Source organism: Bradyrhizobium sp. 23AC (genome assembly GCF_054863025.1).
Map to the genome: position 1 here is coordinate 105,572 of NZ_JAVAYN010000018.1, position 13,904 is coordinate 119,475.

At 60.8% G+C, this 13,904-nt stretch carries 10 protein-coding genes; 3 read left to right on the top strand and 7 right to left on the bottom strand.

What is annotated here, in order from left to right; genetic code table 11:
- The first annotated feature begins 80 nt into the window (after window positions 1-80).
- Window positions 81-1,415, top strand: a complete 1,335-nt coding sequence (hemN, locus tag RAD10_RS31665; protein WP_270163270.1) for an oxygen-independent coproporphyrinogen III oxidase — start codon at window positions 81-83, stop codon at window positions 1,413-1,415.
- A 547-nt stretch (window positions 1,416-1,962) separates the two neighbouring features.
- On the opposite strand, the gene RAD10_RS31670 is transcribed toward hemN, so the two are convergent.
- A complete protein-coding gene (locus RAD10_RS31670; RefSeq protein ID WP_270163271.1) occupies window positions 1,963-3,765 on the bottom strand; it encodes an ABC transporter ATP-binding protein in 1,803 nt (600 codons plus the stop codon).
- A 2,325-nt stretch (window positions 3,766-6,090) separates the two neighbouring features.
- Between RAD10_RS31670 and RAD10_RS31675 the strand changes: the two genes are divergently transcribed.
- Together RAD10_RS31675 and RAD10_RS31680 are read left to right on the top strand one after the other, a co-directional pair.
- Window positions 6,091-7,008, top strand: a complete 918-nt coding sequence (locus RAD10_RS31675) for a TauD/TfdA dioxygenase family protein (RefSeq protein ID WP_270163272.1) — start codon at window positions 6,091-6,093, stop codon at window positions 7,006-7,008.
- A 176-nt stretch (window positions 7,009-7,184) separates the two neighbouring features.
- Entirely contained in the window at window positions 7,185-8,873 is a 1,689-nt protein-coding gene (locus RAD10_RS31680) for a carbohydrate porin (RefSeq protein ID WP_270163273.1), read from the top strand.
- A 494-nt stretch (window positions 8,874-9,367) separates the two neighbouring features.
- Here the strand turns inward: RAD10_RS31680 and fdxB are convergent, their stop codons facing one another.
- Genes fdxB through nifE form a run of 6 tightly spaced genes read right to left on the bottom strand, consistent with a single transcriptional unit; the run spans window position 9,368 to window position 13,837 of the window.
- On the bottom strand, window positions 9,368-9,667 hold the full coding sequence (gene fdxB, locus RAD10_RS31685; RefSeq protein ID WP_270163274.1) for a ferredoxin III, nif-specific: 300 nt from the start codon (window positions 9,665-9,667) through the stop codon (window positions 9,368-9,370).
- 12 nt (window positions 9,668-9,679) lie between these two features.
- Window positions 9,680-9,880, bottom strand: coding sequence for a CCE_0567 family metalloprotein (locus RAD10_RS31690; RefSeq protein WP_270163275.1), 201 nt, complete (start codon window positions 9,878-9,880; stop codon window positions 9,680-9,682).
- A gap of 9 nt (window positions 9,881-9,889) precedes the next feature.
- Window positions 9,890-10,360: a NifX-associated nitrogen fixation protein gene (locus RAD10_RS31695; RefSeq protein ID WP_270163276.1), complete on the bottom strand. Its 471-nt coding sequence runs from the start codon at window positions 10,358-10,360 to the stop codon at window positions 9,890-9,892.
- A 7-nt stretch (window positions 10,361-10,367) separates the two neighbouring features.
- Window positions 10,368-10,763, bottom strand: a complete 396-nt coding sequence (nifX, locus tag RAD10_RS31700) for a nitrogen fixation protein NifX (RefSeq protein ID WP_461620539.1) — start codon at window positions 10,761-10,763, stop codon at window positions 10,368-10,370.
- Window positions 10,760-12,163, bottom strand: a complete 1,404-nt coding sequence (gene nifN / locus RAD10_RS31705) for a nitrogenase iron-molybdenum cofactor biosynthesis protein NifN (RefSeq protein WP_270163278.1) — start codon at window positions 12,161-12,163, stop codon at window positions 10,760-10,762. Before nifN ends, nifX begins: the two co-directional genes overlap by 4 nt.
- Window positions 12,164-12,172: 9 nt before the next feature.
- Window positions 12,173-13,837 carry a nitrogenase iron-molybdenum cofactor biosynthesis protein NifE gene (gene nifE, locus RAD10_RS31710; RefSeq protein WP_270163279.1) on the bottom strand — a complete coding sequence of 555 codons (1,665 nt, stop codon included), beginning with the start codon at window positions 13,835-13,837 and terminating at the stop codon, window positions 12,173-12,175.
- Window positions 13,838-13,904 lie beyond the last annotated feature (67 nt).

Consider the following 13,904-nt stretch of genomic DNA (forward strand, 5'->3'; position numbering starts at 1 on the left):
GAGCGCGTCACTTTGCCTTTTGGACAGATCGACAAACCCGCCCCGCAGCGGGCGGGCCGAGCCAGCATGGGACAGTAACGTTGCAGACCTCAATCCTCAAAAGGCATTACGATGCCCGCCTGCCTTGGTACACCATCTATCCAACAGTGCCGGAGTTCTCGGCAGCGGTCGGCCCCAAGGATTGTGAGGAATGGCTGAGGCGCCTGCCGACCGACGACGCCGTGTCGCTCTATATCCACGTTCCATTTTGCCGGTCGATCTGCTGGTATTGCGGCTTTCCGAGGACCAGCACTGGCCGGGATGCGCCGATCCTCGACTATCTGGCGGTCCTGCATGAGGAAACCCGTCTGGTCGCGGCGCAAGCGCCGCCTGCGCTGCCCGTGAGCGATGTGCATTTCGGCGGCGGAACCCCGACCCTCATCCCGCCATCCGAGTTCCCGGCCCTGATGGACGTCCTGCGCCGCCGCTTCACCTTCAGGGAAGGGGCTGCGGTCGCCGTCGAGATCGACCCGCGCACCTTCACGGTCGAAATGGCCGAAACTCTCGGAGCGGCCGGCGTCAACCGCGCAAGCCTGGGTGTGCAGAGCTTCGATCCCGTCGTTCAAAAGGCCGTCAACCGGATCCAGAGTGAAGCGGAGACGGCGGGTGCCGTCGAAAATCTTCGCAGGAATGGAATAACCCGCATCAACTTCGACCTCATCTATGGTCTGCCAAATCAGACAGTGCAGTCCTGCGTCCGGACCGCGGAGACGGTGGTGGCGATGCGCCCCGACCGCCTTGCTGTGTCCGGTTACGCGCATGTTCCCTCCTACAAGAAAAATCAGCGTCTGATCGATGAGGCCCTGCTGCCGGACACGGTTGCCCGTGCCGAACAGGCTGCGGCGGTGGGCGACACGCTGGTTGCTGCCGGGTACTGCCAAATCGGGCTGGACCATTTCGCCTTGCCGGACGACGAACTCGCGCTGGCGCAGAAGACCGGTCGCTTGCGACGTAACTCGTTGGGGTACTCGGCTGATACGTGTCAAACCGTTATCGGCCTCGGTGCCTCGGCCATCGGCCGTGTCGGCCACGGCTATGTCCTGAACGAGGTTGCAACGGGTTCCTACACGCAACACATCCGCGCTGGCCGTCTGGCGACGTCAAAGGGCTATCCTCTCTGCGACGTAGACCGCGTCCGGGCCGCGATCATCGAGCGGCTGATGTGCGACCTGGAGGCTGATGTTCCGGCAATCTGTGCGGCCTTTGATTTTGATCCGGTTCCCCTGCTCGATTCAGCTGAACGCTTGGCGATGCTCGCCGAGGACGGGGTCGTGGATATCGAAAGCGGCTTCATCCGCGTGAGGCGGGAGTACCGCTTCTTGCTCCGCACTGTCGCTGGCGCATTCGACGCCTATCTCGACCGCTCGCCCTACTAGTCCGATGCGGATGACGTTTGTGGAAGGCAACCGCCGGGAAGGGTCGGCGTGATGGGTTGCCTGATGCAAGTGGGCTGCCTTGAAATTCGGCTGTGTCATCAATCCGGCGAGACCAGCGATCACCGCCCCGAGCTCTGGCGGCTGGACTTCGCCTTGCTCCCGCTCGCGCGTTTGCCAGTGACTTACACGCGCCGCGCTGACGCCAAAACGCTCCGTCACCTCCCGACCTGAAACACCACTCCAGATATAGACAAGCACCCGTTCGCGAAGATCCATCGACAGCAGTTTCGCCATGCCCGCATGCTTCCCATTCCGGCGACGAGCTTTCATCATCAAACCGCGATCTGGACATCCCCAGCAACTCAGCCAGATGGACTAACGCTCACAACCAGCGCAAAAGCTGTCTCTCTGGCGAAATGCGCGAGCTGCGCAAAGCTCAATTTGAACAGACAATCCCAACAGCATCGCGGCGTTTGAGGTTCCGCTGAGCGAACCAGCGATCTCGTCTCAAACGACCGAGAGATCTCAAATGCAATGATGCCGACGGCTAGCCTGCCGCCGAAATATGGCCGAAGTCGGTGACCTGCCTCTCGAACAGCCCGCGATAGATGCCGCCGGGCCGCTTGGTCAGGGCAACATGTGTGCCCTGCTCGACGATACCGCCGTGATCAAACACCAGGATGCGATCGAGGCTGCGCACCGTCGACAGGCGGTGTGCGATCACGATCGAGGTGCGCCCCTTCATCAGCCGCTCCATCGCCTGCTGGATCAGCGCCTCCGATTCCGAATCCAGGCTCGAGGTCGCCTCGTCCAGGATCAGCACCGGTGCGTCCGCCAGGAAGGCACGCGCCAGCGCCACGCGCTGCCGTTCGCCGCCCGAGAGCTTGACGCCGCGCTCGCCAACCAGCGTGTCGTAGCCCCTCGGCAGCCGCAGGATGAAGTCGTGCGCGTTTGCGAACCGCGCCGCCTGCTCGATCGCCTCCCGGCTGGCCCCTGGCCGGCCATAGGCGATGTTCTCGGTAAGCGAGCGGTGGAACAGGATCGGATCCTGCTGCACGATCGCGATCTGGCTGCGCAGCGATTGCTGCGTGGCCAGCGCGATGTCCTGGCCGTCGATCAGAACGCGACCATCGGAGACGTCGTAGAGCCGCTGCACCAGCTTGACGAAGGTCGTCTTGCCAGCGCCGGAGCGGCCGACGAGACCGACCCGCTCGCCGGCGCGGATCGTCACCGACAGCCCGTCGTAGAGCGGCGCGATATGGCCGCCATAGTGGAACGTGACATCGTCGAACACGATCTCGCCGCCCTCGATCGCGATGGGTCGCGCGCCAGCAGCATCGGCGATGCCGATCGGCTCGTCGTGGATGGCGACCAACTCGTCCATGTCGTTGACCGAGCGCTGGAGGTTGTTGATGTGGAAGCCAACGTCACGCAAATAGGCGTGGATGACGTAGTAGCTGGTCAGCACATAGGTGACGTCGCCGGGCGTGGCGTTCCCCGCCATCCACAGCAGCACCGAGCCGCCGATCACCGAGCCGCGCAGGCACAACAGCAGCAACAGCTGCGACAGGGCGGCGCAATTGTGGCGCAGCCAGGTCCGTTGTACCCGCACACGCCAGCGCTTGATGACGCGCGCGAGCCGCGCTTCCTCACGTATTTCGGCGCCGAACGATTTTACCAACGCGTTGCAGGTTACCGCATCCGCCAGCGCGCCTCCGACCTTGGTATCCCAAGCATTGGAGATGCGCGCGGCCGGCGCGATGTAGCGCGTCGAGAACAGCACCGTCATCGTGACATAGGCAGCCGCACCGAGCGCGACCACGAGGCTGAGCGAGGCCCAATACACACCGAGCAGGATTGTCGATCCGATCAGCACCAGCACTGAAGGCGCCAGCGCCGTCAGGATGGTATGGTTCAACAGGTCGAGCGCCCACATGCCGCGGGTGATCTTGCGCACCGTCGAGCCCGCAAAGGAGTTGGCGTGCCAATCGGTCGAGAAGCGCTGCACGCGCATGAAGGCGTCCTGCGCGACATCGGACATCGTCCTGAGCGTGAACGGCACGATCGCCTGCAGGCCTGCGAGCCGCAGCACCATCGACGCTGCGCCCAGCGCAACGATGGCGCCGAATGCGACCAATGTCGCATGGCGCGCGTCGGGATCTGACGGGCCGCGCGTCAGCCCATCGATCAGGTGCCCCGAGAACACCGGCATGAAAAGATCGGCGATGGTCGCACCGAGCAGTCCGCCGGCCACGACAAGGGTATGCCCCGGCTGCTTCAGCCAGTGCCGGAACACGAAGGGCAACACGACCCGCATCGCGGTAGAAGGTTTATCAGCTGGAGGGATCATGGCGCAATCAGCCACGCTCATCGGGCAAGCCGGCTCTAACTGACTCAAACCGCAGCGTCGCAAAGGCGCGAGAGATCTCCGGTCCTCGATCGGCCCCCTCCGCCGAGCGAGACGCTCGACGCCAACGGCCCAAGTTGGTCGGACCTGGAAGCCTGGCATTCTGAGACGACCGGGAACGCCCCGCCTCTTCCACCATACGTCTTCGGCCTTTTCTCTTCCATAGCATCCCGCTCGCGAGAAGACTTCTCCTTTGAGGGATTGCAGTCATCGGAAAGCAGGGCGTCGCGCACCTGCCCGGCGGCCGCGACCAAACGTCCATCATGGCTTTCCGTGAGAAAGAAGAGATAGCGCTTGGAGTACCCCTTGTCGTTGCAGACGACCAGTCGACATGTCCATCAGGCTCGTTCGCGCGCACAGACATCAATTGCATTCCGATTTCCTCGACGCATGACATGCGCAGCGCCATGCCCCCACGATTGCCATGTGTGCGCCGAAACCATCAATTGCCAAGGTTAGTAGTTGACTGGTGCGCAAGGCGTTCCTGCGGGTGCACGTAACGCGGTTGTTACAAGCTCTGGGTGAGCACGTCTTAGCGTCCGAACCCTGGGCATCCTGATTGGCACGGAGTCGGCGGTGGCGAATTGCGGACGGTCGTCTCCTCGATCAAGCGTCGGAGGACGCTGAGAGCCATCGGAACGCCTCTTGTCTGAGGGTTAAGTCTAAAAGTCATAACCCCTCTCAGACAAGAGGCGGCCGTGCAAACTCTCCTCGCATGTCGCAATGCGTACGCTTCTCAGTCTCGCCTCGGTTACCCCAGGGTACGCTGCAGAGTTGCTGACGGAGGGCTTGTGGGGCGTTGCGACACCCTGCCACCCTTTTTGGATTCGCCGCTCAAGCACCGCATTGCCTTCGGCAAGCGATTTGCATTGCGTATCGCGCCACCGAAGTGACAGGCGCGTGTCTAGCTTGAGGGAGTATTCACATGACGACGGTCAAGAACATCGCGGCGACACCGTTAGAGCACGGAGCGCTCGGCCAAACGCCCCATCCGAACGCGGAACCACAAGGCCAAGCGCTTCGAGGCACACGGCAGGTGACGATCGACTGTAGGTCGCGAACGAGACGCCGCCGCCGAAGTGCTCGGTCAAGCAAACACCGACCATCGAGACGGAGGCCCCGTTTGCGATGCTGGGGCGCTCTCTTCTCACTTATCCGTTCGATCTGCGCCTGTCATGGGAGCCCATTCATCTCCTTCATCCCATACGACTCATAACCTAGACATGCATTGTCAGGCGGCCGGCTAAATCGCCGCCCGTCCTCAGCTACTCTCTCGGTTTCAAGCACAGAAAACCGTTGAACTCCCAAGCCGCTTGCAAACTTCCAGCTTTGCGAGCCTTACATGGTAGCGAGCTTGGATCGGTCTAGACTGGCGGAGGTAACCAGATTGACCGATTCCAGGAAGGCCCGCACGGGGGCTCCGCCGTGCGGGCCTTTTATCCTCAGGTGTGGCCGGCGTCATTCGCGAGCGGCGGTATGGGCCACGTCGCCCAATAGAAATCACATCGCAATTCGATTTCGCTCACACAAGCGGCCGGTTACGGCGGTCCACGACCGGTTTGTCGCAAGTCGCGCCCGTGACGTTCCAAACCGCCCTAACTTTGGCTGGTGTTGAACATCATCCAACGCAGGGGCCAGAAGGACATAACGCAGGCAGAAGAACATTCGGACCGCCAAGAGCTGGATCTGCCGTTCTTTGTAGCGTCTCCATGATCCGGCTCACCGCCGCATAGATTTGACCTTCTCGCCCACGAATAGCACGCGATCGGGAAACAGCCCGGCGTCGGCAATGCTTGCGCGGGGCACCCGCGCCACACGCGCGCAATGAAGCCATAGTCGCTAACGAATGGCGCGCTGTATCGCCGCTTGCGCCAATGGCACATCGTCAAACACCTGCGGCCACGCAATACAACGAGATCATCAGCTCTTCTACTGCCCCGCCTGCTGAGTCGTGGCCATAGAGATACAAAGAACCTGACGGCAGCACTCCCTCGTCGATCCCGCATGAACGTGGATAGGCTTGGGTCTCGGTCAACTACCAATCTTCGCAATTGTTCGAGGTGACCCGGCATGTCAAACGACCGGAAAATGAGTGTCGTGCAGGTCAACCGTGATCTCGTTGATATCGCGAAAAACGCGCAGCAATCGGTCCATCGCAGCGGAATTTGATGCCGCCTGCATGGGCCGTCCGATTCTGCGACTTACTCATTCGCGTCCAGCCCAAAAGGTTCGTTTTGCGAACAGACGCGTTTTCAGGAGAATGACAGCATGACCAAGAGATCCTCGATCGACAGTATCATTCCGCAAGCCGATATCGCAAAGCGCGCGGCGCGGATCGGCGCTGAAATCAGGAATATCAAGCTGTCGGGGGATTTGCCGGCGGAGACGATTACCGCGATCAACAGCCTGCTGCTCGAGCACAAGGTTCTCTTCTTTCGCGATCAGGGCCATCTCGACAACGCAGAGCAGGAGCGCGTTGCCCTTCGCTTCGGAACGCTTATGGCGTATCCGATACTCGCTGTCATCGAGGGAACGGTATCGATGATCGAGCTTGATTCCGCGCGCCCCCCTCGCCGAGCCGACCTCTGGCACAGCGACGGGACCTTCTTCGAGGCTTATCCTAAAATCGCGGTCCTGCGAGGCGTTGTGATCCCACAATTTGGCGGCGATACGATCTGGTCAAACACCGCGACCGCCTATCTGGACCTCTCCGCGCCGCTGCAACGGCTTGCCGACGAACTCTGGGCGGTTCACAGCAATGCGTTCGACTACTCCGTCATGGCCAACAGCGAGGCTGACAAAAAGCATCTCGACGAGGTGTTCGCCAGGACGGTCTATGAGACCGAGCATCCCGTCGTGCGTGTCCATCCCGAAACCGGAGAACGCGCGCTGGTGCTCGGCGACGTGGTGCAAGGCTTGGTTGGCATCCCGAAATACGACGGCCAGAGGCTATTCACCCTTTTCCAGTCCCATATCACCGCGCCCGAAAACACCGTGCGGTGGAGTTGGAAGGTGGGTGATGTGGCGATCTGGGACAACCGCGCCACGCAACATTATGCGGTCAGGGATTACGGCGACCAGCGTCGTGTCGTTCGCCGTGCCACCGTCGCTGGCGAGGTGCCCGTCAGCACCGATGGTCGATTGAGCTCGATGCGCATAAAGGCCGCCAAGGAGCCGCCCGCGTAGGTCGCTTAAGGCTCCCCAGAGACGTCAAAGATCCCGCCGACGCAGTCTCTTCCGCTCGTTTCCTCTTACAGCATCCACGAGCGTGGTCCGCTGTCGGCATCGAACAATGTCCAGTCCCGGCGCCTTGAGCGATGATATCTCCTCCGACCGCGATCTCCCCTTGCTCATGGACGTCCATGACGCGCTTACTGACGCAGCAGCTTCCGGACGTTGCGAGTAAGCTCCGGGCCGATCTGGTCGGCGCACAATCTATCAAGGCTAGCAACAAGGAGGGGAAACTCACGCCGCATGCGAGCGTTGCTATGTCGGTTCGCACTCGCTCGACTGCGGCTCCGGTCTTCAGCGCTCGATCTACTCTGACGCAAACCGGGTTTGCCATCGCCGTATCCTTTGCGGCGAGCCTCGTCTGCAGTCCAGCGTTGGCGGGAGCTGAGAAAGCATCAGACACCACGAACGAGACGCCGGATGAGGCTCCTGGACCAACAATTCAAAAGCAGAGCGGCGCGGCCGTCAGTGTCCGACGCCGTCAGCTCAAGCGAACAGCGCCTCTCGCCGCCCGCTCGGCGCCGGCACAAGCGACCAATGCCCCCGACTCGAGGCACGATCGTCCAGACAAAGTTGCTGAGACCAAGCCCCCAGAGAAAATCGACCCGTTCGCGAAGTTCGATAACCTGCGTGAAAAAGGCACTTGGCTCAATATACCTGGGCCTGCGGATACGATCGATCAGGACAAGGGCGGAGTTAGATCTGCGCTGGCGGATTTAGGGATCGGCTATGTGGGGTGGACGCAAAACACCTTGATCGACAACCGGCTGCCGCATGCATCCAAAAGCACCATCTTCAATCAGCGGTATGTTGGCGAGAGTCCGACATTCGGTACCGTCAATTTCATGATCGTGACCTACGATCTCAGCCGATTTGGAATTCCGGATGGTCAGATAAGCGTGGGAGCCGAGCAACAATATTGGACCTGGAAGCCCGCCGGGCCCGATCGGGTGGGAATCAATACATTTGCCTATTACCAGACGTTCTTCGACAGGACGCTCGAACTCAAAATGGGTTACCTCAGAAATCATGACGAGTTCTTGGGAATGAATCCATTTGGGCCGACGCCGGTCATCTTGTCCCAAGCTGGAATGAGCAACAATTCCGCGCCGACGCCGGCTCTCAACGTGAAGTACAATTTTGATGATCGCCTCTACACCAAGTTTTCGATCCAGCGCTCAGTCAGTCCGGATGGACAATTGGTGCACATAACCGAAAATCCCAGCGGCTTGGACTGGCGCACGGCCGACGCCAGCATTCTATTGCTTGATGAAACTGGATTTAAGAACAAGGCGGCTCCAGGATTGCCCGAGACCTGGCTGCGGGCCGGAATCGGTTTCAATGACAGCCGCTATCCGCACTTGGCGTATCCGCTCCAACCGAGAGCCAACGCGAACAGCGCCTACTACGTGGCCGCGGACCGGCAGTTTTGGCAAGCCGACCCACAAGGTTCGCCAGCTCGGGGTATCTATGGTGGGTTCTCCGCAATGTACGCTCCGTCTGACGTCAACAAGGTCAGCCGCTATCTCGAGCTTCGTCTTTATGCGAAAGGACTATTTAGCAGCCGGCCGGGTGATCGGATTGCCATTGCTGCCACCAATATCGCTTGGAGCCACTTTGCAGTCGACGCGGCCTTGGCCAAAGGCGATCTCGTCCATCGCGATAGTACGGCGATCTGGGGAAGATACACTGCGCGGCTCGCGCCAGGGGTTTATGCAACCCTGGGCCTGCTATACATCAATCACCCGTCAACCATTACATACACACGCCAAACCGGACATGCCCTGAACGTCTTGGTCTCGACGTCAGTATTCTTCTAAGTCCGTGGGTGGATTCTGCCGCGAGTACCACGCGAGAGGCAGCTGCCGTGTCCTGAGCGCGAGCTGCGCAAGAACTCTGCCGTTGCACGGCCACCGCGAGGTTCAGCCCGAACATCGGGGGAATCCGCTACTCTACGAGGCGAGATGGCGACCACGGCGGCAATGCCGTTCACGCCGCGCGCGGAGACAATCTCCATTGTCCCATTCGCTTAGTAAGCCCTTCGTTGAGGTCAGTCCTCGCCGGTCTTTTTCGCCCGCCCATTGATCGCTCCAACCTGAAGTGAGCGTACCTTTGCGGACCGGGCATCAGGTCTCCGTTAGAGGAGACGGGCATGTTCGCGAATTCGGATGCTCGTCGTCGCGGCCCAGCTATCGTCCGCGGCTGGCGCTAAGTTGCGCCACCGAACAGGCAGCGTGAAGTTGCGACCGCTGGAATTCTCTCAACCGCGCCCTCGCACCAAGTCTCCTTCCTGCACAGACGACGGAGGCGGGCCTCAAGCCCCTTCTGCCACGGCGGGCGCGTGGGTCTGGCAGTTGGCCGGACAGACCCGGGCGCAGGCGCCGCAACCGATACAGGCGCCCTCATCATTTATCACCATGATCTTTTTCTCGATCTCATCGTCCTCGTCGCTGCCAAGGTCGACAAGATCGCCCTCCTCGTTGATGCCTTTTAATGTCATAACCTTTCGACCACAGACCTTGAAGCAGCGCCCGCAGCCGATGCATTTGCCGGGATCGATCGATGCGAGATAATCGGGCACCCAGTCGCGGCCGTCGCGCGTTGCAAATGACATGCTTGTATACCTTTACGCCCTTTCCTGCGCCTTGAGATCCTCGCGCTTTTTCTCGAGTTCGGCAAACGCCTCATGCGCTCTTTGCGCCACCGCCATGATCGAACGCCAGTTGAGCGGCAGCTCCTCTGACAGGTCGTGCAGGTCCATCTTGGCCTGCGTCGCCTTGGCCGACAGCTTTTTGATGTCTGCCTTCAGCGTTTCAAGTTCGCTCATGTCCCGCCCTCAATAGTTCGCCGCGTCTGGGAATTTCCGGATCATGCCGATCCCGTCCGCGACATACTTTTCGCCCTCGGTGGCGAGCTTCGCAAGACCGTCGAACCCGAAGCGATGCACATCGCGCAGCTGCTTATTGACGACGATCAGGCGGCCTGCGATCAGCACCATGCGGCCAAAGCCTTCATGATGCATCTTCAGCATCGGCTGAACCATCACGCCGGTCGCCTTCTCGATCGAGAGCGCGACCGCATTGAAGAACAACTCCAGGCGCCACACCGTGTCCGGATCAGGATCACCCACGATCGGCAGCGCGTGCCGCTTCTCCTTGTCCAAGATATAGGGTTCGAGCAAGTCGAGATCGCTCTTGCCCTCCCACGTCCCATGGCTGTCCTCAGCACGCCAGATCGTGACCAGCTGCTTGAGGAACGGCGCATCAAGCGCAGTATCGGTTTGCCCCACTTCTGCGGCCTCAGACATGTGATCCTCATTCCTCGAAATCAAGCGTCCGCTCCTTGGCTTTGGCCAGGGCTTTGCGGATCCAGGGGGGCGGCGTTCCCCTCAGCATCCTTTGGAGCTTTTGCAGCAGCTCCAGGATGTTCTCGGGTTTGTCCACTTTGATGGGGTGGATTTTATTCGCCACCACCCGCGCCGCACCGGAGCCGCCGATCGCAACGACATAGAGGATGGCGCAATCCCTGATCGCCTCGATCTTGGGCGCGAGCTTATCCTCGTTGCCGTCTTCCCTGAGATCGCCGTCAAACTGCACCGCCTTCAGAAAGACGTGCCCGTCCGGCCCGACGTCATAGATGACAATGTTCTTGGCCCAGCCGAAATGAGCATCGACGCGGCTTAAATCCTGGGTAGCGAATGCGACCTTCATGGAATCGAACTCTCTGTTGCGTCGATGAAGCTGCGGCCGGAGTTTAGAGGCGGCATCGAGGTCCACCAGCTATCGGGCTGAGGCTGATGATTTTCCTCGCGGTCGGCGATGAGGAGGTTGGCGATATGGAAGATCAGATCCCGCGTGCCGCGATAGCCAACGGACACCTGGTGTCCTGCGCCAACCCGGTCGAACATCGGAAATCCCGCGCGATGAAACGGGATCTTTAACCGTTCCGCCGCTTGGCGGCCGTGCGAATGCGTGATCAATAGATCGCAATTCTGTCTCCGAGCTCGCTCTTCGAGATCCTCGAGATCACCGATCAGCACCTCGTCGGTGCTTATCCGCTCCAGCACCGGCGAGGGCGTGGTCGTCACGGCCGCCGCGACCTGCGCGCCCATGTCATGCAGCATGCTAGACAGGTCGAACAGGAGGTCAGGCTCTGCACCGATCGCGAGCTTACGGCCGCCGATCTGGAAATGGGCATCCAGCATCGCATCGGCGAGCTGCCCGCGCTGGCGCCGGTATTTGGTTGGCACGGGGCGGCCGGAGATCTCGCTCAAGAACGCGATGAATTCATCGTTGGGGATGAGGCCACACAATCGCTCAAACAGGCGAAATGGCACCCCGGTCCTGGTCTGCATGGCTTCTGCCGCCCGCCGCATCTGCGCACCGATAGCAATGGTCCAGGCGGACTGGCCCATGCTGGCAATTTCCTCAATGCCGATGCCGCCGATGGTCGTCGACGTAAACTCCTCAGGGATATGCCCGTCCAGCGATCCCGCAAGGTCAGGCAGGAAGCTTGGCTTTAGCCCGAAATCCTCCAGAATCGTCCTGATCTCATCGAGGTCAGCTGGCGTCATGTGACATCCGGAAAGGACGTTCACCCGCGTGGGATCGCGCTCTGCCTCGATCGTCGGCCCCTTTACGAGCACCTCGACCATGCGCACCACTGCCTTTTCCCAGCCGTCCTGAAACGCATCCTTGAAATCGGGCGTCGAGACATGGACCAGAGGAAAATTGGCGAGTTGCGGATGCTTCTTGCGGATCAGCTTGATGTAGCCGTCGATGTCGTCGCCATTGGTTTCGGTCACCCCGGTCGAGCAGATCCCGATGATCTCCGGCTTGGTTCGACTGTGAATGTTGAGGATGGCTTGCTCGATATTTTCATAGCCGCCGAGCACGGTTGTCACCTCGCTCATCGCGGTAGTCTGCAGCGGGACCGCCTCCTTGAAATGCCGCACGAACAGCGTGAGCCCAAAGGATGTGCAGCCTTGCGAGCCGTGGAGAACCGGCATCGCTCCGCGCAGGCCCATGAACGCGAATGCCGCGCCGATGGGCTGGCTCATCTTCAGCGGGTTGACCGTGCAGGCCTTGCTCGGTGTGCTGACGATAGCCATGGCGCCGTCCTATTCTGCGGCCTGCCGCATGGCAGGCGGCAGGCAGACCGACATCGCTGTCAGGATGTCCTGGATGCGGCGCCTGCAGCATCCCCCGTATGCGTCGGTGTGCTCTCTGACAGCCTCGACGCTGGTCAGACCGTGCAAGCGGATCGCATCCTCGATCGTCCCGCGATCCACTCTCTTACAGACGCAAACCTCTGTCGCGCGGCGGCTCGCCTCCAAAAGCGCAGGGGTCTTGGCGGCCTGCCCGTCCGTCCGCGCAAGGGCCATGGGGTGGCCATCCCTGGCGGTATCGTCCCATGGGGCCGGCCGGCGCAGCTGCTCCCACATCGGGTTGTACAGCGCCTTGTCGATCTCCTCGACCAGCTTCACGATCCCCAAATAGCCCATATAGGCATGAGAGCGCTCCTGGTTGATGTCGAGCCAGGGCATCGCCGCCTTCAGCGCGACGAATTGCGACTTGCCGCCGGAGAGCATGACGTCCGCTTTTGCGCCCTTCAGCATCTTGTACATGTCGCGTGGCGCCATGTCGTCGATCATGTGGACGTCCTGCCCCATCCGCTGCTTGATGCGCTCCTTGTCTTCGTCCGTGGATTTTTTGACGCTGGTGCCGACCAGCTCAAGGCCGGCCTCCTGCAACGCGGCCGGCACGGACCAGGATTTCACGCCACCTGTGATGAGAAGGACCCTCTTTCCGGCCAGGCGGGACCTGTAGGATCCGATTTTCGCCCACGCACGCGCCTCCTCCCGCGCTATCACCGCCTCGGTCCGGCCGATCAGGTCTTCCGGGGCCCCGCGCCCGACCAAAACGCGCGCAACGTTGCGCAGCGCGTCGCTGGAATCCTGGATGCCGTAGAACGAGCCTTCGAAGAACGGGATGCCGTAGCGCTCTTTCATTTTGCGCGCGACATGGATCATCGACTTCGAGCACACCAGCATGGCGGCGCGCGCGCGATGCGATGAGGCCACTTCACGATATTTCCCATCCCCGGAAATGCAGGACAGGATGCGGATGCCGAGTTCGTCAAACAGCGGCTTGACCTGCCACAATTCGCCCGACAGGTTGTATTCGCCGATCAGGTTGATGTCGCACGGCGTGGTGTGGTCCGGCTCTTCGGTGCCGATGACATGATCAAGCAACGCTTGCCCGGCCAGCTTGTTGCCGAGGTTTTTCGAACCCACGAAGCCGGGCGAATTGACCGGAATCACCGGCTTACCGAATTTCTGAGAAGCCGCCTTGCAGACGGCATTGATGTCGTCGCCGATCATGGCCGGAATGCAGGTCTGATAGACAAAGATCGCCGCCGGATTGTATTTCTCCAAGATCTCCCTGATCGCCTTGTAAAGACGCTTCTCGCCGCCGAACACGATGTCGGTTTCGTTCATGTCAGTCGTGAAACCGGTGCGCCAGATGCTGGCACCGGACGAAGCTGAACCGCGGTTGTCCCAGGAATTGCCCTCACAAGCGATCGGGCCGTGCACCAGGTGGGCCACATCGGTGAAGGGCTGCAGCGCGATCTTGGCGCCGTCGAAGGCGCACCCGCCCGCCGCACTGCCCGGCTTAGGTTGCTTGGTGCAGCCCTTTTTGCGGTCAGCCTCCGATTTGTTGGCGTTTTTGGCGCAGCCCGGCTCGTTGAAGACATCCAGGATTCTGGCCGAAAGCGAACTCATCGGTTTCTCCTCTCAATCGCGATTAATGAGATCAGCCATCGCGCGTTTAGCCATCGCCGATGTTTTC

What these genes read in the sequence shown, in the direction of transcription:
- RAD10_RS31670 (WP_270163271.1), bottom strand. Translation starts at nt 3,765, where the DNA reads ATGATCCCTCCAGCTGATAAACCTTCTACCGCGATGCGGGTCGTGTTG.
- RAD10_RS31675 (WP_270163272.1), top strand. Translation starts at nt 6,091, where the DNA reads ATGACCAAGAGATCCTCGATCGACAGTATCATTCCGCAAGCCGATATC.
- RAD10_RS31680 (WP_270163273.1), top strand. Translation starts at nt 7,185, where the DNA reads ATGACGCGCTTACTGACGCAGCAGCTTCCGGACGTTGCGAGTAAGCTC.
- fdxB (WP_270163274.1), bottom strand. Translation starts at nt 9,667, where the DNA reads ATGTCATTTGCAACGCGCGACGGCCGCGACTGGGTGCCCGATTATCTC.
- RAD10_RS31690 (WP_270163275.1), bottom strand. Translation starts at nt 9,880, where the DNA reads ATGAGCGAACTTGAAACGCTGAAGGCAGACATCAAAAAGCTGTCGGCC.
- RAD10_RS31695 (WP_270163276.1), bottom strand. Translation starts at nt 10,360, where the DNA reads ATGTCTGAGGCCGCAGAAGTGGGGCAAACCGATACTGCGCTTGATGCG.
- nifX (WP_461620539.1), bottom strand. Translation starts at nt 10,763, where the DNA reads ATGAAGGTCGCATTCGCTACCCAGGATTTAAGCCGCGTCGATGCTCAT.
- nifN (WP_270163278.1), bottom strand. Translation starts at nt 12,163, where the DNA reads ATGGCTATCGTCAGCACACCGAGCAAGGCCTGCACGGTCAACCCGCTG.
- nifE (WP_270163279.1), bottom strand. Translation starts at nt 13,837, where the DNA reads ATGAGTTCGCTTTCGGCCAGAATCCTGGATGTCTTCAACGAGCCGGGC.